This is a genomic window from Streptococcus halichoeri (genome assembly GCF_009870755.1).
Classification (GTDB): domain Bacteria; phylum Bacillota; class Bacilli; order Lactobacillales; family Streptococcaceae; genus Streptococcus; species Streptococcus halichoeri.
In genome coordinates this window covers 1-21,547 of sequence record NZ_WLZU01000023.1, presented here as the reverse complement: position 1 = coordinate 21,547, position 21,547 = coordinate 1, and the positions used below count along the sequence as shown (strand labels likewise).

The 21,547-nt window shown below is 43.7% G+C and carries 18 protein-coding genes and 1 pseudogene; 4 read left to right on the top strand and 15 right to left on the bottom strand.

The genetic code is table 11. The features are described 5' to 3' along the window. Positions 1-176: 176 nt before the first annotated feature. The 6 genes from alr to GWD08_RS06550 all read right to left on the bottom strand — a co-directional run bounded on the left by alr (position 177) and on the right by GWD08_RS06550 (position 8,872). Positions 177-1,283, bottom strand: a complete 1,107-nt coding sequence (alr, locus tag GWD08_RS06575; RefSeq protein WP_159547704.1) for an alanine racemase — start codon at positions 1,281-1,283, stop codon at positions 177-179. A gap of 2 nt (positions 1,284-1,285) precedes the next feature. Next, positions 1,286-1,642: a holo-ACP synthase gene (acpS, locus tag GWD08_RS06570; RefSeq protein ID WP_159547703.1), complete on the bottom strand. Its 357-nt coding sequence runs from the start codon at positions 1,640-1,642 to the stop codon at positions 1,286-1,288. 105 nt (positions 1,643-1,747) lie between these two features. Continuing rightward, entirely contained in the window at positions 1,748-4,273 is a 2,526-nt protein-coding gene (gene secA, locus GWD08_RS06565) for a preprotein translocase subunit SecA (RefSeq protein ID WP_159547702.1), read from the bottom strand. 126 nt (positions 4,274-4,399) lie between these two features. Beyond that, complete coding sequence (manA, locus tag GWD08_RS06560; protein WP_159547701.1) at positions 4,400-5,353, bottom strand: mannose-6-phosphate isomerase, class I; 954 nt, start codon at positions 5,351-5,353, stop codon at positions 4,400-4,402. A 384-nt stretch (positions 5,354-5,737) separates the two neighbouring features. Then, positions 5,738-8,299: an EndoS/ChiA family endoglycosidase gene (locus GWD08_RS06555; RefSeq protein WP_159547700.1), complete on the bottom strand. Its 2,562-nt coding sequence runs from the start codon at positions 8,297-8,299 to the stop codon at positions 5,738-5,740. A gap of 414 nt (positions 8,300-8,713) precedes the next feature. Continuing rightward, positions 8,714-8,872, bottom strand: coding sequence for a hypothetical protein (locus GWD08_RS06550; protein ID WP_159547699.1), 159 nt, complete (start codon positions 8,870-8,872; stop codon positions 8,714-8,716). Between GWD08_RS06550 and GWD08_RS06545 the strand changes: the two are divergent. Further along, positions 8,836-9,648 (top strand): annotated as a pseudogene (locus GWD08_RS06545) (sucrose-6-phosphate hydrolase); the annotation flags it as partial. The gene GWD08_RS06550 and the pseudogene GWD08_RS06545 sit on opposite strands and share 37 nt — an antisense overlap. Positions 9,649-9,880: 232 nt before the next feature. Here GWD08_RS06545 and nusB read toward each other — a convergent pair. The 6 genes from nusB to uvrA form a co-directional block, all read right to left on the bottom strand. After that, positions 9,881-10,360, bottom strand: a complete 480-nt coding sequence (gene nusB, locus GWD08_RS06540; RefSeq protein WP_159564875.1) for a transcription antitermination factor NusB — start codon at positions 10,358-10,360, stop codon at positions 9,881-9,883. Next, positions 10,353-10,742: an Asp23/Gls24 family envelope stress response protein gene (locus tag GWD08_RS06535; RefSeq protein ID WP_159545442.1), complete on the bottom strand. Its 390-nt coding sequence runs from the start codon at positions 10,740-10,742 to the stop codon at positions 10,353-10,355. The genes nusB and GWD08_RS06535 overlap by 8 nt, the downstream gene beginning before the upstream one ends. Before the next feature lie 47 nt (positions 10,743-10,789). Further along, positions 10,790-11,350: an elongation factor P gene (efp, locus tag GWD08_RS06530; protein WP_159545440.1), complete on the bottom strand. Its 561-nt coding sequence runs from the start codon at positions 11,348-11,350 to the stop codon at positions 10,790-10,792. A gap of 233 nt (positions 11,351-11,583) precedes the next feature. Further along, complete coding sequence (locus GWD08_RS06525; RefSeq protein WP_159547695.1) at positions 11,584-12,048, bottom strand: deoxycytidylate deaminase; 465 nt, start codon at positions 12,046-12,048, stop codon at positions 11,584-11,586. 11 nt (positions 12,049-12,059) lie between these two features. Beyond that, a complete protein-coding gene (locus GWD08_RS06520; protein WP_159564873.1) occupies positions 12,060-13,133 on the bottom strand; it encodes a M24 family metallopeptidase in 1,074 nt (357 codons plus the stop codon). Between the two features lie 138 nt (positions 13,134-13,271). After that, positions 13,272-16,103, bottom strand: coding sequence for an excinuclease ABC subunit UvrA (uvrA, locus tag GWD08_RS06515; RefSeq protein WP_159564871.1), 2,832 nt, complete (start codon positions 16,101-16,103; stop codon positions 13,272-13,274). 286 nt (positions 16,104-16,389) lie between these two features. On the opposite strand from uvrA, the gene GWD08_RS06510 reads away from it, so the two are divergent. The 3 genes from GWD08_RS06510 to GWD08_RS06500 all read left to right on the top strand — a co-directional run bounded on the left by GWD08_RS06510 (position 16,390) and on the right by GWD08_RS06500 (position 19,475). After that, positions 16,390-17,292 carry a DNA/RNA non-specific endonuclease gene (locus GWD08_RS06510; protein ID WP_159564869.1) on the top strand — a complete coding sequence of 301 codons (903 nt, stop codon included), beginning with the start codon at positions 16,390-16,392 and terminating at the stop codon, positions 17,290-17,292. 474 nt (positions 17,293-17,766) lie between these two features. After that, on the top strand, positions 17,767-18,711 hold the full coding sequence (locus GWD08_RS06505) for a magnesium transporter CorA family protein (RefSeq protein ID WP_159545430.1): 945 nt from the start codon (positions 17,767-17,769) through the stop codon (positions 18,709-18,711). A 104-nt stretch (positions 18,712-18,815) separates the two neighbouring features. Beyond that, on the top strand, positions 18,816-19,475 hold the full coding sequence (locus tag GWD08_RS06500; RefSeq protein WP_159545428.1) for a DUF1129 domain-containing protein: 660 nt from the start codon (positions 18,816-18,818) through the stop codon (positions 19,473-19,475). 623 nt (positions 19,476-20,098) lie between these two features. Here GWD08_RS06500 and rpsR read toward each other — a convergent pair. The 3 genes from rpsR to rpsF form a co-directional block, all read right to left on the bottom strand. After that, complete coding sequence (gene rpsR / locus GWD08_RS06495; protein WP_002983142.1) at positions 20,099-20,338, bottom strand: 30S ribosomal protein S18; 240 nt, start codon at positions 20,336-20,338, stop codon at positions 20,099-20,101. 156 nt (positions 20,339-20,494) lie between these two features. Next, complete coding sequence (locus tag GWD08_RS06490; protein ID WP_159545426.1) at positions 20,495-20,989, bottom strand: single-stranded DNA-binding protein; 495 nt, start codon at positions 20,987-20,989, stop codon at positions 20,495-20,497. 26 nt (positions 20,990-21,015) lie between these two features. Next, complete coding sequence (gene rpsF / locus GWD08_RS06485; protein ID WP_159545424.1) at positions 21,016-21,306, bottom strand: 30S ribosomal protein S6; 291 nt, start codon at positions 21,304-21,306, stop codon at positions 21,016-21,018. Between the last annotated feature and the right edge of the window lie 241 nt (positions 21,307-21,547).

Sequence of the window (21,547 nt, the reverse complement as noted above, 5' to 3'; positions counted from 1 at the left end):
AAGAGGGGCACACGAAAATGCAACTAAAGCAATGAGCCGGTTGCGCCACCTCCATAAAATCTGGTCGATTAATCACTAGTAGAAAATTCTTAAGCAACTTCACGTAAAGAAAAGACGGGCAAAAGGCAAAAGAGCTGACTTCACCAAGCCTTAAGAAGTTCAGCCCATAGTCTTTACTAATCTGCATAGCATCTGGGAACGCGATCGCTCAACAGGCAAAGCACTTCATAATTAATCGTCTCTTTTTTGTCAGCCACATCGGTGGTAGAAATAGACCTTACACCACTCTCACCAATCAAGACAACGCGACTGCCTAAAGGATAGGCTTTGGGTAATCTGATAGTGGTCTGATCCATGGAAATGCGCCCGATGATTTCACAGGCCTGCCCATCAAGCAAGACATAAAAGCCTTGTAAATCCCGTGTCCAGCCATCAGCATAGCCAATAGGTAGCGTTCCAACATATTCTGGCGCTTTGGCAGTATAGGTCGCTCCATAGCCTACCTTAGCACCAGCTGGAATTTGCTTAACATGAACCAGCTGGGTCTCGAGACTAAGTGCTGGTTTTAAGTGATAAGGTAAAGGCAAGGCATGACCGCTGGGATTCAAGCCATACATCCCAATTCCTAAGCGAATCGCATTAAAGATCGTCTCACTATGCCACAGGCTGGTGGCTGAGTTGCTCGCATGAACTAAGGCAGGTTTGCGCTGCAAATGACTCACCAAGTCAGTAAAAAAGGCTAACTGTTCTTCAAACTGGTGCGTATCAGCTTCATCTGCAGTGGCAAAATGAGTAAAGATACCTTCCACTTGCGCACCGTAAGCTTGTAGACTCACGATGAGGTCATCTGCTTCAGCCAAGCTTCGCACACCAATCCGGCCCATCCCTGAATCCACTTTAACATGGACACGCAGGCCCTCTATAAGCGCATTTTCGTGCTGAGCCAGCTCAAGCCATTCCTTACTAGCAATGGTTAGGGTAATCTGATGAGCTAGGGCAAGGGGGATTGCCTCAGGCAAGACCACTCCTAGCACTAAAATGTCTTGTTCAAGCCCGGCTTTACGCAATTCTAACCCTTCGTCCAGATTAGACACACAAAAGCCATCAACCAGCGGGGCAATTGCTTTAGCAACGGCAACAGCGCCGTGACCGTAGGCATTGGCCTTAACCACCGCATAAGTCTTTGTCGCTGTTGGTATATGGGCCTGAACGGCTTTGATATTGGATCGAATCGCTGCTAAGTCAATCTTAGCAACCGTTGGACGGTGTGTGCTTGCATACATGCTTAATTATCCTCCAAAATAACACTTGCTTGGACATAATTGCCGCTATGTGAAATGCTGACAAAACTCTTGCCAGAAAAAGGGGAGCGGGTAATGATGGGCGAGCCCTTATCAGTCATTAAAATATCAATATCTAAAAAACCAACACTCTTTCCGATCCCGGTTCCTAGTGCCTTAGAAAATGCTTCCTTAGCTGCCCAGCGGCCAGCCAAGAAAGTTAGCTGGCGTTTGGCACTCAAACGTTGGTAGTAGCTAAGCTCTGCCTCTGTCAAGACCTTGTCAACAAAGCGAGGATGTCTGGTGACGGCTGCTTCAATGGCACTGATTTCTTGAAGATCGATTCCATGTCCTATAATCATCTTTTTTCGCGTCTGTCTTTGTCTTTCTAATTTCTTTTCCTAAAAGGGGAAAAGCTGAGACAATCCTCAGCTTCCCTTATCCTCTAGTCTAGCTCGCTTTCTGGTTTAAAAAACTTGTCTGCCGTGGCAGTTTTTAAATTTCTTTCCTGAGCCACATGGGCACAGGTCATTACGCTTGACACCAGAAAAATCAAGGGAGCCATTCGCCCTAGAAGCATTTTGGGCTTGTATGTTGCGGGTTGCGGTGGTCGTAGCATGCTGGCTAGCGCGTTCGCGTTCTTGCTCATGAATTTGCGCTTTCATCATGGTTCGGGTGACGTCAAATTCGATGGCGCCAATCATATCCTGGAACATCTTAAATCCTTCTGATTGATACTCAACCACAGGGTTGTTTTGCGCATAGCCACGCAAGCCGACAGAATTGCGCAATTGATCAAGCGCATCAATATGTTCTGTCCACTTATTGTCCACAATCATCAAGATTAGGACTTTTTGGAATTCTAAAATGGCATCTTGGTCGTGTAACTTGGCAACTTGGGACTCATAGATGCGTAAAGCACGATCATAGAGATAGTCTTTGATTTGCTCGTCTTTTAAATTTCGCAAATCTTTAACAGCGATGGTTTCTTCAGGGACAATTGTTGTCCGAGCAAATGTCACGATGGCTTCAAGCGCGTCCTTACGATTGCTACGGGCGTGGGCATCAACAGCCCGGTCAATAGTTCGGCCAATCATAGCTTTAATTTCTGGACCTAGATCACGATTAGCTGTAATGACATCCCGCCGATTGGCATAAATGATTTCGCGTTGCTCACGCATCACATCATCATATTGCAAGACCTGTTTACGGGTGTCATAGTTATTGCCTTCGACCCGTTTTTGGGCTGATTCGACTTGGCGCGTAAACATGCCAGATTTAATCACGGTGTCTTCTTCATCAAGTTTCATGCGCTCAAGAAAGTTCTTAATCCGGTCCGAACCAAAGCGGCGCATCAAATCGTCTTCTAAGGAAAGATAGAATTGCGATTCGCCTGGGTCCCCTTGACGTCCTGAACGGCCACGCAGCTGATTATCAATCCGGCGGCTCTCATGGCGTTCCGTACCGATGACACACAGGCCACCTAATTCACGGACCCCTTCGCCCAACTTAATATCGGTTCCTCGACCAGCCATGTTGGTCGCGATCGTAACAGCACCGCGTTGACCAGCGTTCATAATGATTTGGGCTTCTTTGAAGTGGTTTTTGGCATTAAGCACTTCGTGAGGCACACCGGCACGAACCAGTTGTTGGGAAATGTAGTCACTGGTTTCAACCGCAACGGTACCAACTAGGACAGGCTGACCTTTTTCATGGCGTCTTTTGACATCCGCAATAACGGCATTAAACTTGGATTGTAGGGTTGGGTATAGCAGATCAGTATGATCTAAACGGGCAATAGGCCGGTTGGTTGGGATAGGGATAATCCGCATATTGTAAACTTCACGGAATTCCTCTTCTTCGGTTTTAGCCGTCCCGGTCATTCCGGCTAATTTCTTATACATGCGGAACATGTTTTGGTAGGTAATAGAAGCGCTGGTCTTTGATTCTTCTTGGATGCGGACGCCTTCTTTGGCTTCAATAGCTTGGTGTAAGCCATCCGAAAAACGCCGACCTTCCATAGTCCGACCGGTAAATTGATCAACAATTAGGATTTCGCCTTCGTCACTAACCACATAATCAATATCTAAGAGCATGATGTAGTTGGCACGAAGTGCATTGTCAATAAAGTGTGTGAGGGCAACATTTTCAATATCATAGAGATTGCTTAAGCTAAAATAACTTTCGGCTTTATCAATCCCAGAATCACTTAGACCGATAGTTTTGGTTGGAACATCAATGACATAGTCGCCCTCTTCCAAGGTTTTGACAAACATGTCTGCTCGAATGTATAGTTGGTTGGTTTCTGAGCTGACTGCTCCTGAAACAATCAAAGGGGTCCTGGCTTCATCAATCAAGACAGAATCCACCTCATCAACCAAAGCAAAATTGAGAGGGCGTTGCACCATGTCCTCTTGGCGAACAACCATGTTGTCACGAAGATAGTCAAAACCGACCTCAGAGTTGGTTGAATAGGTAATATCACAATTGTATGCTTCACGTTTTTCAGCTGGAGACTTAGCTGCTAGGTTAATCCCAACAGACAAGCCTAACCAGCTGTAGACTTCACCCATTTCTGTAGCATCACGAGTTGAGAGGTATTCATTGACCGTGATAACGTGCACCCCTTCGCCTGCAATAGCATTGAGGTAAACCGGCATCGTGGCGGTTAAGGTCTTTCCTTCCCCGGTTCGCATTTCAGGAACATCACCATTATGGAGAACAATTCCCCCCATAATTTGGACGCGGTAAGGATACAATCCCAGCACCCGACGGGAGGCTTCACGTACCACTGCAAAAGCTTCTGGTAATAATTGGTCTAGGGTTTCTCCGTGCTGATAACGACTTTTAAATTCTGGTGTTTTTGCTTGTAATTCTTGGTCTGTTAAAGCTTCCATATGATCTGCATAAGCTTCAACTTTTTTTGCAATCTTTTCGAGTTTTCTAATTTCGCCTTTATCATTTTCAATGACTTTGCGTAGAATATTTGCCATTCTGGTTCCTTTCGAGCATCTTATCGCTTCATTTTATCACAAATACGGCCCTAGTTCAAGAAAGGGTTCATCAACAAAAAAGAGAAAAAGAGCAGATAATTGGCCCTTTTCTCCTAAATGGTGGTCTTAAGTTTCGTGATTAGGGTGGCTGACAATCATCTCTAATTGACCTTCAAATGTCCATTTCTTGACAGTATTTGGCAAGATGAAGTGCATGCCTTTTTCAAGTGTGTAAGCTGTTTCATCTACAAACAATCGGCCTTGGCCATTTAAGACACTAACTAACAAATAAGGAGCAGATTGCGCCATTTCGGTAGTTTGGTTAATCAACCATTTATAGACGGTGAAAAATGGATTGGCCACCAGAGTGGTCGTCACCATATGATCAAGCACTAGGGTAGCTGGAACACTATTTTCTGGCTTGCCGATGGTCAAAACGTCAATAGATTGCTCAATATGCAAATCCCTGTATTTTCCGGTTGCATCCTTACGGTCAAAATCATAGACACGGTAGGTGGTGTCACTAGATTGTTGTGTCTCTAAAATCAAAATGCCTTTGCCAATAGCGTGCATGGTCCCACTTGGCACATAGAAAAAATCACCCGCTTGAACCGGAATGCGTGTTAGCAAATCATCCCAACGCTGAGCTTGAATGAGCTGTCTGAGCTCTTCTTTAGATTGGGCATTATGACCATAGATAATTTCTGCGCCGTCATCAGCAGCAATGACGTACCAGCATTCTGTTTTACCCAACTCCCCTTCGTGTTTAAGAGCATAAGCATCGTCAGGATGGACCTGAACACTGAGCCAGTCATTAGCATCTAAAATTTTCGTTAGCAAGGGAAAAACCTTGGATTTAGGATTGCCAAATAACTCTGGATGCTCAGCGTAAAGCTGATCCAGAGCTTCTCCTTGATAAAGACCATTGCTAACGGTGGACACCCCATTGGGATGGGCCGAGATTGCCCAGTATTCGCCGGTATGCTCACTAGGGATTGGGTAATTAAAGACATCACGAAGCTTGGTCCCACCCCAAATTTTTTCATGCATACAGGAATTTAGAAAAAGTGGTTCTGCCATTTACGTCCTCATTTCATATGTTCATTTGTTCATTGTTTTGTTTATTATAACACTTTCTGGCCCGGCTTAACAGTTTGAACCCCAAAAGATCTGCACTTAACATGTACACGTTAGCAGTAGCACTAGTACAAAAAAACTAAGCCTCCTTTAATTAGCAATACACTGCAAAAAGCTGCGAACATCCGGCCACAGCTTTTTGCCTATTATCAATAATAGCCGTAAAGAGCTCAAGGTTATTGATGATTTTTTAAGTTAGCTCTTTGCACGCCTTTTTTAGATAGAGCACTGGCTTTTTCATCAGAACAGGCAGCGCCGAGGCGAGTCCTACGCTTACTTTCAACACCCAATTGTTGCTCTCTTTACTCCTCTCACATTTCCTTGGCTTTAATTGCGATGCCCAAGGATTTGCAGTTCAGGCAATGATGGCCAACTATAAGCACCACCCTTGGTATCAACAGTCACGCGCCAATATCTTGGCGAAGGATTTTCGAGATTGTCTAGCGCTTTGCTAAAGTCATCAGCTTCTCCTGTGTAGGTTGCGACTGTCTTCCAGTTACCAGATTGCTCCAGATCCCGGTTAATGTCTGAATAATCAGATAATTTTTTCGTAAAAACTTCCAGTTTCACTTCCTTGATATAATCTTCCCTACTAGTGGTCCGATCATTGAAGAAACGAAAGGACTTGACAAAACCAGGATTTGTTAGCTCAAAGATAATGGAAGCCTGACTTTGCGTCGCGAGCAAGTTGCGTTCAATGGCGCCATCAAATACCTTGGCCGCATTGGCTGAATTGGCACTGCCTCCGATAATCTTTGCTCCTGCTGCCAAGTTAACCAGGGTGTCTTTTCCATTACCGACCATGACTTGTGCCGTGTGGACTGGAACACTTTGATTACCTGGTGCAAAGAAGGCAACCTGATACGTTTCTTCTTTGTTGGTGACTAAGGTTTTCATAGGACTAGTAGCTAACGTGGAATCACTCACTGTCACTGTATAGTTGTCATAGGAAACCTTAAAGTCTTCATATTTATAATTAGGATCAATAAAAGTTCGTCCAGCAATCTGCTCTTGCTGGTAAGTCTGATAGGCACTCTCAGAGTCAATAACCGTACCTTGGTTAGTCATGGTTTCACCTAGCAGCTTGGACTGCAAGTCAATCGTCCCACTATTTAAAGCCACTTGAAGGTCCTTGGTTTTGTGCTGATCAGGATAAAAACCCTGTGGCCTTTGCCTGTCAAACTTCGCAGCCCCAGCTGGCACTTGGTTAGAGCCAGACTTACTGTTGGCCTTAATGGTTGCTAGCATCCTATCTAGGATTGCGCGATTCCTAACCCCTGCTGCCAGATCAAGTTTATTACCTGAGATGTCTATCTTTTTTAATGCCCCTAATGTCTCTGCCTGAATACCCTCTAAGCTTGCTAGCGAGAGCCCAGCAAGGTTTAAGACCTTGAGCCTGCTTAGGCCAGAAATAACTAAGGATGCTTGGGGAATCAGCTGCGCTTGTTCAGGGCTATTGGTGGCGGTGCTAGCTGCCACAGGGGCTATAGCCTCCTGAGTCGCTTTCATATTAGCTGGCAAGACCGCAGGATGTAACCGAGTAATGCGTGGTAGATTCACCAATTCTAACTTAGACACCCTGGTTAGCTTATTTAAGCCTTTAAGGTTCTTAATGGCTGGATCTTCTAACCGCAAGGTGCCACTAAAGCGTTCAAGATCGCCGCGCTTATTTCCTACCTGGGCACGAATGGCAGCTCGCAAAGCGTCATCAGGAAAATCAGTCGCATCAATCTGATCGTAGGAACTCTCTTTAGTCATTAGCGCTTTTAGTTTTTTAGAAACAGTATAGTCAGTATGGGAAACCGTATCTACAGAATGCTTCAAATGGTTGGCCCCAGTCCTATATCTATAGTTTGAAGGCAGATGTGCTACACCGTCACGATCAATGGCATAGGAGAAAATCCCGGCCTTTAGCCCGCCAGTCTTTGGTTGCCACTTTGCATAGGTCTTAGCACGTGTTCCTTCAATATCTTTTCCTTTTTCAGGGTTGTTTGGATCGTATTCATTGACATCAAACCATAAATTGCCCTTTGCGGCTGACTCTTCAAAGAAGGAAAAACCAATCATGAATTGACTCGCCTGGATATAATTTTGGTATTGCTTCCAATCCGCGTCAATGGCCTTAGTTTCCTTGCCACCTTGTGAGCCATAATATTGCCGAAGCAGGTAATCAAGATCTGCTGCTACTCCCTTAAATATGGGATTATGATCAACACTTAATGTGGTATCCATGATGAGCAGTTTAGACTGATCACGGCCATTTTTACCAATCAACTTTGCCATTTCTTTAAAGACCTTGATGGCACGTTCGTCTTCTTGGGCCGTTCTTTGCTTAGTATCATGCTCAACGTCAATATCTAAGCCATCCACTCCACGTTCAATCACATACTTTTGAACAAGGGCTTTGGCCAAGTCTTGATGCCCTTGTGGAGAATCCGGATAGGACTTTGATAAACCGGCGCGGCCATTTAGCTCATTGACACCAATTGTCTGAACGACAACTGTCTTTCTTTGGTGCAAGGCCGGAACATACTTATCCTTTAACTCAGACCAAAAAGGGCTATCTGGCGCGGTATGGTCATGAAAAACAAAAAGGATGTCCACTTCTTGGGGGACTTCAGCCATTGTATTTTCTAGATGATGGGTTTTGCCATCCGTGCCGGTTGAGGCTTTATCATGCCATGTTCTATAGTAACCAGCATAGAGGGGTCCACGTTTTCCTTGGCGGATCTCTTGGACCAAACTAGCACCATCCTTGGTTCCTGTATGAACGGGTTTATCCTGCGCCTCTACAGATATAAGCGAAGGATGTTGAGTCGTGAGGACAGTCCCCACCAAGCTTGTCATACAAACACCCAGTATTTTTTTAACGAACAACTGTTTATTCATTGGCAATCTCCTTACTCTTAATACCAAAATATGGCTTTTCGTCTGACACGCCACATCTGTAAGCGTCTATTCAGACTTGTTTCTAGTATAGCAGGTCTTTATTTATAAGACAAGATAAAAATGATAACTTGATTATTTTTTCTTAATTAAAAACTTCTTTTTATCATTTATTTGCCACTATATTAGCATGAAATAAACCAAAAAAACAGCTAAAATATACTAAATAAGTAGCGAGAAAATCACCGACAGGAGAGATCACTCACTACTTATTTAGTATATTTTTGGATAATGACACGTAAAATAGCAGAGCAAGTAAGAAAGAAAACATCCTAGCTGGCGCTAAAGCATTAGCAACCACCTGCTCAAGCAGTCAGTAGCGGCAGCATTTGTTCTTGTTTTACCCCTAAAGCCAATTCAGACTAAAGAAAGCAGGCTTTGACCAGTAGTTACCTGAGAAGAGGCTTCAACTGTAACTGCCTGATAGGCAGAGGTATTGATCACAACAACCATAACCACGTCATCTAAGCCAGCGGCAGCAATCGCCCTGGCACTGTCATTACCATGTTGAAGCAAGTAGCGGACTCTTAAACGATCCCAATGGCTTTTCTTATTTTAACCAGCAATTCCATCTTTTCTATCAAAACTGGCCCTTTGGCGCTGCGCATGGTCTCAAGCAATGGGTGCACTTGATCTCTGATGACTTGGTTACTTTTAAAGAAACAGGCATTCGGGTGCAACCAGATCATGCTAATGACCACGAGGGAGCCTATCCTGGTTCGGCACAGGTCATTGACGAACGCCTCTTTCTTTTTTACACAGGCAATGTTCGCGACGAGGTTTGGATTAGACATCCCAAGCAGGTCGGGGCTTGGCTAGATAAAGAGGGCCAGCTGACCAAGCTTGATTCCGTGCTTATTGAACAACCCAAGTCTACAACCGATCACTTTCGCGATCCACAGACCTTTTCCTATAACGATCACTATTATGCCATTATTGGTGGGCAAACTTTACAACAAGAAGGCATTATCAAACTCTACCGAGCTGTGCACAACAATGCCCTCAAGTGGGAGTATGTCGCGGATTTAGATTTTGGTAGCGATGGCAGTCCCTACATGATTGAATGCCCTAACCTGGTCTTTATTGACCAGAAACCCGTTTTAATCTTTTGCCCCCAAGGTCTTGCCAAGACCACTTTGGCTTATGATAATATCTATCCCAACACTTATATCATCTTTGAGGAGTTTGATCCCAACACTGGGCGACTGAGTGGCTCACACGGCATGCAAAATTTAGATTTTGGCTTTGAGAGCTATGCTACACAGGCTTTTAACAGTCCTGATGGCCGAGTCTTTCCTTCACTGTATTTCACCGTCACTGGCTTAATAAAAAAATAGCGTATGACGCTATTTCAGGTTGAAGACAAAACCTCTAGAAATTGATTTTTCTAGAGGCTTTTTAAGACCCATTGTCAACTGTAGTGGGTGACAATGCGCCAACATTTCTGTCCAAGCTGGCTGGTCTGCCATCTTCAAACGGGCTATCAGCCGGTAGGTGCGATGAGACTGTTAGGCGTCAGCCGCTTTACTCAACCGGTTGCACTGGGCTAGCGGTCTTTTCTTTATCCGACTCTTTTTCTGAAACAAATTGGCTCAATAGGCCATTGATAAATTTGGCAGAAGTCTCGTCTGAATATTTCTTGGCAATCTCGATAATCTCATTGAGGGCCACACGATCAGGTGTTTCCTCAAAGTAGAGAATTTCAAACAAACCCAAGCGAAGCATGGTTTTATCAGACAGGGTCAACCGTTCAATACTCCAGCCCTCTTTGAGATGGGCACTAATTTTTTCGTCCAATTCGCTTTGGTGACTTTTAACACCATTTACAAGGTTTAACAAGAAAATAGGAACATTCCAAGCAGGTTCTTCGTCAGTCACAGCTTTGTCATAGGCGTAAGCAAACTGCGTGGATGCGTTAAATTCTCCGCCTAGTTCCATGGTAAACAAAGCTTGAAAGGCACGTTCTCTTAAGTCGCGTCTTGAGTCCTGAAAACTACTAGTCATCCAAAAAATCCTCATCAAATAATGACTTCATATCTGGTTTTGGGGTTTTTTCTGGAACGATCCCTTCGACATGAATATTTACTGCGGCAATCTTGACCTCAGCCATATCATAAACAGCTGATTTGACTGCCTTTTGGATAGCCATGGAAACAGCCGGAACGTTGATGCCATATTGAAGAAAAACATGGATATCAGCTGTTACTGTAGCATCTTCCTCTGTATGGAGGTAGACACCCTTGCCAAGGCTAGCCTTATTGAAGCTATCTCCCATTTTTTTATTATGAAGCGAATGTACCCCTTCTACTTGTGTCGTTGCAATCCCAGTAATGACTTCAAGAACACGTGGAGAGATAACAATTTCTCCAATATTTTCACTTACCATAGCATTTCCTTTCTTATACAGAACACTTAGCAGGCCCACAAAGCGCATTAAGCACGAGAAACGTAAGAACCTTCTGCTGTATTAATGACGAGTTTTTGACCAACTTCAATGAAATCTGGAACGTTGACCACAAGACCTGTCTCAAGTGTTGCTGGTTTACCAGAACCCGTTACGGTAGCACCCTTGATAGAGGGTTGCGTTTCGGTGACTGTTAATTCAACAGTCGTTGGCACAGTGACACCAATCATTTCACTACCATAGAATTGAATTTTCACATCTGAGTTTTCTAAGATATAAAGCAATTCTTGCTCAACATTGGCTACCGGAATTTCATATTGATCGTATGTTTCGGTGTTCATAAAGTAAGCTGTGTCATCCATCTTGTATAAGTATTGAGCAGGAACAGTTTCAATAATTGCTTGCTCAAATTTTTCTTCAGGACGGTAGCTTGTGTCGAAAGTTGAACCTGTACGGACATCTCGTAATTTCATCCGCATGATCGTGTTCCCTTTCCCTGGTTTATGGTGACTTGCTTCTAGCACACGGATTAGTTTTCCATCAGCTGTTTCAAAAGTCATCCCAGCTTTAAGCTTACTTGCTTCAATCATTAGTAGTACCTCTTATTAAAATATTTATCATCTCATTTTATCAAAATAATTTGGTTCTGTCACTTCTTATTCGCATCAGGAGCCTAGTTGAGTGGTAAATGCAAGGGCTCCTTTGGCCTGTAAAAATCGCTGAGCTTACACCAAGAGCTACTAGCCTAGGCGCAAACTGATGCTAGGTTAGGAGTTTACTCACTGCCGGGCCCTAGAAGGGAACTTAGCCTTGTGAGCCAGCATCACCTAGAAGCATCAGTGGCCTCACCTAACGCAAGCGCTGGCACATCATGCTGGCAGTAAGGCACACCCTTTGCCTCCAAGAGTTCAATGGCAAAGGGATGGAGGCGGTAGGCTGTTTTATAGGTGATTTTTGTTATGCCAGCCTGCAATAAGGCTTTCGTGCAATTAATACAAGGAAAGTGCGTGACATAGAGCTCGGTGCCAGCTGTTGAAATGCCTTCTTTAGCGCATTGGATGAGGGCGTTCATTTCGGCATGGACGGTACGAATACAGTGACCATCCTCCATATAATGCCCAGCCTCATTACAGTTATCTGTATCAGAAACGCCTCCATTATAGCCCGTTGCAATAATCCGCTTGTCTTTGACCAAAACCGCTCCCACAAAGGCCCGATCACAGGTCGAGCGTTTGGAAATCAGCTCCGCATTGGCCATAAAATAGTCTTCCCAAGACAATCTATTCATCGAATCTTCCTCTACAATACAATCAATTCTTTTGGAGCTAGCGTCAAGACCTGACAGCCTTCTTTTGTGATGACCAGGTCATCTTCGATGCGCACACCATAGGCCCCATCTAGATAAATGCCGGGTTCATCAGTGACGACCATGCCGGCCTGCAGCTTTTTGGCGTGGTGATTAAAAAAGGGATCTTCATGAATGTCTAAACCAATCCCATGGCCAATTCCGTGGGTAAATTGGTCCCCATAACCAGCTTGTACAATGACATCACGCGCAGCCGCATCAAATGCCCCATATGTCATCCCTGCTTGTGCCTGCTCAATCAGGCTTTGATTGGCCTTTAAAACCTGTTGATAAAGCTCTCTTTCTTGGTCCGTTACCTGACCAATGTGGATCGTTCGCGTCATATCACTCACATAGTGATTATAATAGCAACCAAAATCCAGAGTCACCGTCTCACCTGAGGCAATAACCTTGTGTGTGGCCCGGCCGTGGGGCATAGCAGAGCGATAACCAGAGGCCACAATGGTTTCAAAGGACAGGCCACTTGCTCCGTAGTCGCGCATCCGAAAATCTAAAAAATTAGCCACTTGGAGTTCAGTTGTCTGATTGGGCTTGATAAAGTCAAGCACATCTAAGAAAGCCTTGTCCGAAATAGCACAGGCCTGCCCAATCTGAGCAATCTCATAGTCATCCTTAATCAGGCGCAGCTCTTCTACAAAACCCGACTGGGCAAGCAAGGTCACACCCGTAAAAGTAGCCTGCATGGCTTGGTAAAAAGCAAATGACACCTGATCTTCAAAACCAAGGCAAGTCACCTGATCTGCTTGTAAGATCTCTGCCACAGTCTTTAGCGGTGTGCGGCTTTCGATAATATCAAAGCCCGAAATACTGGCTTTAGCCAGCAAAGTATAACGGGCATCGGTGATAAAAACCCGACGTTTAGCCGTAAGCAAGACGGTAGCCGCTGTTCCAAAAAAGCCTGTTAGGTAGTAACAGTTGGTTAAGTTAGTCACCAAAAAACCATCCAACTGACGCTTTTGCAGTTGTTCTTGGCAGTTAAGGAAACGTTTTGGAAAGTCAGGTTGCATCAGAAAACTCCTCTCGTAAAGCACTTTTCTTAAGTTTACCATGATTTAAGAACTTTTAACAGCACCCTGCAAGGAGAAAAAAGGAAGTCAAAAACTTCCTGACTTCCTCCTACTTCCTGACTTCCTCCTATATTATGGTTAGGATTCTTGTAATTTTTCCTTCAAATAATGCCCAGTATAGCTGGCCTTGACCTGAGCAATTTCTTCTGGAGTGCCCGTAGCAATCAGCTGGCCACCGCCGACACCTCCTTCTGGTCCCAGGTCAATGATATGATCCGCCGACTTAATGACATCAAGGTTATGCTCAATGACAAGGACTGTATTGCCATCATCAACAAAACGCTCTAAAACGGTCAATAAACGAGCAATATCATCTGTATGCAAACCAGTTGTTGGTTCATCTAAAATATAGAGGCTCTTACCAGTGGAGCGCTTATGCAATTCGCTAGCCAATTTCATCCGCTGGGCTTCACCACCAGACAAAGTAGTGGCCGGTTGACCCAGGGTCACATACCCCAAGCCAACATCTTTGATGGTTTGAATCTTGCGGGCAATCTTAGGAATAGCAGCAAAAAACTCCAAGGCATCATCCACCGTCATGTCCAAGATTTGTGCAATGTTTTTGCCCTTGTAATGGACTTCTAGGGTTTCTGAATTGTAGCGTCTGCCATGGCACACCTCACAAGGAACATAGACATCTGGGAGAAAATGCATTTCAATTTTAATAATCCCATCGCCTGAGCACGCCTCACACCGGCCACCTTTGACATTGAACGAAAAACGTCCCTTCTTATAGCCACGTATCTTGGCTTCATTGGTTTGAGCAAATAATTCGCGAATGTCATCAAACACCCCTGTATAGGTCGCGGGGTTAGAACGCGGCGTGCGGCCAATTGGACTTTGATCAATATCAATCAAACGCTCAACGTGCTCAATGCCGAGCAATGCTTTGTGCTTTCCTGGTTTGTCACTATTACGGTTGAGCTTTTGCGCCACAGCCTTTTTTAGAATGCCATTTACGAGAGTGGATTTGCCTGAACCAGACACACCCGTCACCGCAATAAACTTGCCAAGCGGAAAGCGCACATCTAAATCCTTCAAATTATGCTCACTGGCCCCTTTGATTTCGATAAAACGGCCATTGCCTGCTCGCCGCTGACTAGGAACTGAAATAGCCTTCTTACCAGATAGGTACTGACCGGTGATCGATTTTTTATTTTTGGCCACCTGCTTAGGTGTGCCAGAAGCAATAATCTCCCCGCCAAATTCACCAGCACCAGGACCCACATCAATCAGCCAATCTGCCTGCATCATAGTATCTTCGTCATGCTCGACCACAATCAAGGTATTGCCCAGATCACGCATCTTTTTCAAGCTATCAATCAAGCGATCGTTATCTCGTTGGTGCAAACCAATAGAGGGCTCATCCAAAATATACATCACCCCTGATAAGTTCGAACCAATCTGAGTGGCCAGTCGGATCCGCTGGCTTTCACCACCTGATAAGGTCCCGGCTGAGCGTGAAAGGGTCAAGTAGTTAAGGCCGACATTGTTTAGGAAACTCAAGCGGTCGCGAATTTCTTTGATAATTGGCCGGGCAATGGTCTGTTCATTCTCAGATAAGGTCAAATCGTCAAGCACAGCCATATGATCAGCAATGGACAGCTCAGAAATCTCACCAATATTGGGCCCTGTCTGCCCACCAATCCGTACACACAGTGCTTGATCATTTAAGCGATAGCCATGACAAGTATTACAAGTCAGTTCATTCATGTAGGAGCGCATTTGATTGCGCGTGTAGTCGCTATTAGTCTCATGAAAGCGACGATTAATATTAGTGATGACGCCCTCAAAGGGAATATCAATGTCGCGCACCCCACCAAAATCATTGACATAATGAAAATGAAATTCCCTGTCATTGGAGCCATACAGGATCAGAGCTTTTTCCTGGTCGGACAGTTCCTGATAAGGAGTATCCATGTCAATGCCAAAGGCCGCCATGGCCTGTTCGAGCATGGTTGGATAATAGTTGGACGAGATTGGATTCCATGGAGCTAGCGCGCCTTGACGCAGCGTCTTGGTCTGATCAGGTACCACCAAGTCCAAATCCACTTCCAGTTTAATGCCTAGACCATCACAGGTCGGACAAGAACCAAAGGGAGCATTGAAAGAAAAAAGACGCGGCTCTAATTCAGGCACCGTAAAACCACAGACCGGGCAGGAATAATGTTCGGAAAAGAGCAATTCCTCGCCATCCATCGTATCAATAATCAAGTACCCATCGCCCAACCGCAAAGCAGCTTCTACAGAGTCAAAAAGCCGACTCCTGATACCTTCTTTGTTAATGAGACGGTCCACCACCACCTCAATATTATGGAGCTTACTTTTGGATAATTCTGGGATTTCACTAATATCATAAATCGCCCCATCAATTCGCACCCGGACATAGCCATTCTTTTGAATTTTGTCAAAAACCGGCTTATGTTGGCCCTTTTTACGCCGCACCACTGGAGCCAAGATTTGCATTCGCGTGCGCTCTGGCAAAGCCAAGACCTGCTCGACAATCTGCTCAACAGATGAAGCCGTAATGGCACCATGGCCATTGATACAATAAGGTGTTCCTACACGCGCATACAAGAGCCTGAGGTAGTCATTGATTTCGGTGACGGTCCCCACCGTTGAGCGGGGATTTTTGCTGGTAGTTTTTTGGTCAATGGAGATGGCCGGGCTAAGGCCATCTATCGCATCTACATCTGGTTTTTCCATATTGCCCAAAAACTGCCGAGCATAGGCTGATAGACTCTCGACATAGCGGCGCTGACCTTCAGCATAAATGGTATCAAAAGCTAAGCTAGATTTACCTGAGCCGGACAGACCGGTCACGACCACGAGTTTATCTCTTGGGATTTCAACATTAATATTTTTTAAATTATGAGCACGCGCTCCACGAATAATGAGTTTATCTTGCATAGTTTTGTGTTAGTAACACACCTTTCGAGAAAGTTTCTTCTATTATATCAGATTTAGTTGTCACATGTGATTTAGGAGCACGAAAAAGAGACAGCATCTGTCTAAATCATCTCCTCTTTGAAAAATTATATTTTATGACTATTTCTTAAATTTCCATTGTTAAGAATATTCTAATCTTTTATTTCCTTGTCATTACAATGTTTCTAGGAACTTTCGAGTGCTTTTAGGTGCATTTTAATTTAATAGTGCTATAATGAATGTGAAATAAAATAAAGGAGGACATCGTATGTCTAAACATTTCGGCAGAAAATCTGTCATCACGTCAATTGTTGCTTTAGCTACAGTGGGTCTCTTTGGCCTTAGCAGCTCGCCAGCTGTTACGGCTGATGACACCGACTACTATTCTGTGGTGGGACCGTCTCAGATTGTGACATCCGAGTTTCCTCGCCTCTATACAACGACTGAAAAAGTCTATAAAAAACAAGGCACAAACACCAATCATGTCACTGTGTCAGATATTCACTACTCACAGCTCGATGGCTACAAAAGATCAGGTATGGCTTATGGTGTCATCACCAATGATATGATCAATATGTCAAAGGGCTACCGCGAAACATGGGAACCTAATTCTGACCCAAGTGGTTGGTACAAATATTATCGCCTTAGTGACAATGCCCAAATTAGCGAAAACGAATACGATGCTCAAAAAACCAAAGCTAAAAAAGTGAAGAATAATCCTGCTGTCGTCTTAACAAGACTAGATGGCCATAAATACAATAGTCACTTATTCGTACGCAGTCATCTCTTTGCCGATAGTTTAGGCGGCCGGGCTTTTCGCAATAATGTCATCATGGGCACCCAAATGCAAAATGTCGGCACCCACAAAGGTGGCATGCAATATATTGAAAGAAAAGTATTAAACCACATCAAACATCACCCACAAGTATATGTTTACTATAAAGCCGTCCCTGAATACCAAGGCACAGAATTAATCCCACGCTCTGTGCTGGTCTCTGCCCTATCTTCTGATAAAAAAATTGATGAAACCGTGCGGGTCTTTAACACCGCCCAAGGCTTCGCTATTGATTACCAAAATGGTGGTCTCTTAAATACACCTGTGAGCGAAGATACAACACCTGATGACATTACTGGTTTACCTGTTGACGAAACCTTAGACGATGCCGCTTAAATTGATGTCGCCTAAAAAAGCAAACCTCTTTCTTGTAAACTGCTTTTTTGGCAAGTAGACAGGCTAACTATCTAAAAATAGTATGAGTTATAAAGTCAGTCGTACAGTTTGTACGGCTGATTTTTTACGCACATCGCTTAAATTTGTACTTTTTAATTTGTTTAGACTTAGCAAGTGAGCCGGTTACAAAATGCTCTGACATTAATACCGCAAAGGCCGTAAAGAACACAGGCCAGCTTTTAAAAGGCGGTGAGCAGGTAAGCCTAGGCCACTCTTTTGGTCCTGCTTAGTCAATACTGTTAGCTGACGGCTAAGCCAATGGACGTTGGGTACATATTAGTGTATAATAGGTGAGTATTTAGGTGAAATCATAAACAAAGCATTCCAGCCCTATTACTTGAGCAAGCTGCTCTGTATGCTACAGCTTTTTTAGCATGATTTTACTCACTTATTTTAGGAAAAGGAGGGCTTGTCATGAAACAAATGTTTCTTTCATCGGCAATTGAATTTAAAGAAATTGAAACATTCGAGCCAGGAGCTTGGATTAAATTGGTAAACCCTTCCCAGGAAGAATCAGAAGAAATTGCCGATCAATTTAACATTGACATCTCTGACTTGCGTGCCCCGCTTGATATTGAAGAAACCTCACGTATTGCAGTTGAAGATGATTACACCTTAATCATTGTGGACGTGCCCACCTATGAGGAACGTAATAATAACAGCTATTATGTGACTGTACCGCTGGGAATTATTGTAACTGAAAATGCTGTCATTACAACCAGCTTAAATGATTTAACCTTATTTGAGCATTTCCATAATCGGCGGGTGAAAAACTTTTACACCTTTATGAAGACACGTTTTGTCTTTCAAATGCTCTACCGCAATGCCGAACTCTTTCTAACGGCCCTAAGAACCATTGATCGGCAAAGCGATCGCTTAGAAGCGCAGCTAGAAAGTGCAACTCGTAATGAAGAGTTAGTGGACATGATGGAGTTGGAAAAATCTATCGTCTATCTGAAAGCTTCTTTGAAGTTCAATGAGCGCATCGTTAAAAAGTTATCCAGTTCGACCAGCTCGCTCAAAAAATACATTGAAGATGAAGATTTATTAGAAGACACCTTGATTGAAACGCAACAGGCGATCGAGATGGCTGGCATCTACGAAAACGTCTTAAATGCCATGACCGAAACAACTGCTTCGATTATTAATAATAATCAGAACACTATCATGAAAACCTTGGCCCTGATGACAATGACCTTAGATATTCCTACGGTGATTTTCTCAGCTTATGGGATGAACTTCCAAAACAACTGGATGCCATTCAACGATCTAAAGCATGGGTTTTTCATCATTGTCTTTTTAGCTGCCCTTGGCTCATCGGCGGTTATTGTGTATTTTTTACGGAAAAATTGGTTCTAGTTACTTTATGATAGCTTATAGCATGGCAAAACAAGCTATCACCCACCGGCAAACTCTTTTTGCTCACTTGTTCTTGAAAACCTAATGCCGATTAAGGAGAAAAAATGGATTTACAAAACCTCACGAAAAAAAATCAAGAATTTATCCACATTGCTACCAATCAACTGATTAAAGATGGCAAATCCGATGCCGACATCAAGGCGATCCTTGAAGAAACACTCCCTCTTATCCTTGAAGAGCAAGCAAAAGGCGTACCTGCCCGCAGCTTTTTAGGCGCCCCTACAAGCTGGGCTAGTTCTTTCTCCCAAAACTCAGCAACTGCAAAACCAGCAGCCAACCAAGCAAAGAACACCAATCCTTGGTTGATGTGGCTAGACACCTCCTTGTTATTTATTGGGGTCGTAGGCTTGCTAAATGGTTTGATGGCCTTCTTTGGCTCAAAGGCTCCAGGTACCGGACTTATCTCCCTTTTAGCCTTAGGCTTTGGCGGAGGTGCTGCAATGTATGCCACCTATTATTTTATCTACCGTCATATGGGTGGTGATAAAAAGAACCGGCCAAGCACACTCAAGATTATACTGGCCCTCTCTTTGGTGATGTTAGCCTGGGTGTCTATCTACTATGTAAGTGCCTTGCTACCTCAAGCAATCAACCCAGTTTTACCGCCTTTGCTACTTATTATCCTGGGTGCCTTAGCTTTTGGGCTACGCTATTACCTAGCTAAAAAATATAATGTGCAAAATTCCTTGTCCCCACAACGCTAATTGGCTTAACAGCGCAACGCGGCCCCTTTGATCAGCCGCGTTCTGAGCCTTTAAAGCTAGTATCAAGAATCCACACTTTTATTAGCACAGCTTAATTAGCACTAACTGTGGTTGACTTAACACAGATTCAATAAAGCAAGCGTTAAAATCCGGCACTGCTTTTTGACCAATTATTTAGATGACCGCCAACCAAAAGAGCTGGCATTTTTACACAAAAAATACTCCTATTGCTAGATTTTGGACCTAACGCTTGGAATATCCTTATTTGTTGGCACACTTTGAGTAGGGCTCAGAAGTCTGGCGATTTATTGTTTTTCACTAACCACATAAAAAAGAGGATGACCACCTCATCCTCAAGTTTGGTATTTCATCTCAAGCAAGAAAAAGAGCAGCTAGCTACCAGCCATTTTTCAATAATGAAGGTAGAAACCCGCTGCTTTTTTTATTTCTTCACGAGCTCAGCCTAGTTAGCCGCAACGGGCAAGTTAAGCAACCTGATCGAACCAGTTTCTAGCTCCGTGACTCAAGAAGCCACCAACACGTCTGGCTGGACAGTCGAAGGGAGTACAGGCAGACGCTGCGCCTAAGCCCAAAAAGAAAAGGCCCTGTGTGGACCTTCTTGATTAGTCTTCGTTTACATAAGGCATAAGAGCCATAACGCGAGCACGCTTGATTGCTGTTGTTACCTTGCGTTGGTTTTTAGCTGAAGTTCCAGTTACACGACGAGGTAAAATCTTGCCACGTTCTGAAACAAAACGGCTTAAAAGTTCAGTGTCTTTGTAATCAACATATTCAATTTTATTAGCTGCGATGAAGTCAACTTTTTTACGGCGTTTAAATCCGCCACGACGTTGTTGAGCCATGTGTAATCTCCTTTATAAATTATGATGTTAAGGGCATTTAAAGAGCGACTAAATGTAAGAAAACTGACAAGAAATCTTGTTTTCTTAGGAAGTTTATCTAAATCCCCAGCTCTTAGCCCGAACTCGAATAATTTCTTATCCGTTCAAACCCACTGCTTAGAATGGGAGATCGTCGTCTGAGATGTCCATCGGGTTAGAATTCCCAAAGGGACTATCGTCTCGACCAAAGTTAGGTGTTTGTTGTGAAGGAGCAGAGTAACTATCATTTGAAGAACTGTTGTTAAAGCTGCCGCCATTATTATAAGCGTTAGCTGATCCCCCTTCACGTGTAGCACGGCTTTCCAACATTTGGAAATTGTCCGCAACCACTTCTGTTACATAGACCCGTTGACCTTGTTGATTCTCATAATGGCGGGTCTGAATGCGACCCGTAATTCCAATCAAGGCACCTTTTTTAGCCCAGTTAGCTAAGTTTTCAGCTGGTTGACGCCAGATAACACAGTTAATGAAATCAGCTTCGCGCTCGCCATTTTGGTTTTTAAAGGTACGGTTCACAGCAAGCGTAAAAGTCGCCACTGCTACTTGGCTAGGGGTATAACGGAGTTCTGCATCTTTGGTCATGCGACCAACAAGCACTACATTATTAATCATAACTACCTTCTTTTTAAAAACTTAACTTAGGCGTCAAGTTTAACGATCATGTGACGAAGAATGTCGTTGTTGATTTTTGAGAGACGATCAAACTCATCAAGAGCTACAGCATCTTCAGACTCAACGTTTACGATGTGGTAAAGACCTTCACGGAAATCATTGATTTCATATGCAAGGCGACGTTTTTCCCAGTCTTTTGACTCAACGATAGTAGCACCGTTGTCAGTCAAGATAGAGTCAAAGCGTGATACCAAAGCGTTTTTAGCTTCTTCTTCAATGTTTGGACGAATAATATAAAGAATTTCGTATTTAGCCATTGATATTTTCCTCCTTTTGGACTAATGACCTGTACCCCTTCGGCACAGGTAAGTGAGGGATGCTCACAGGTCTCTATTATACCTTAAAAAAGGTCCAAAAGCAAGATTTTTTCATAAAGAATCATTCCCGTAGTTAATATTGTTGTCCAATTTGTTATAGTCCAAAGGGAGATAATAATGACTTTCCTTGTCTTAACAATTGGTCAACAATATTCACTGATGCCCTTTCTTCCAATTAAAT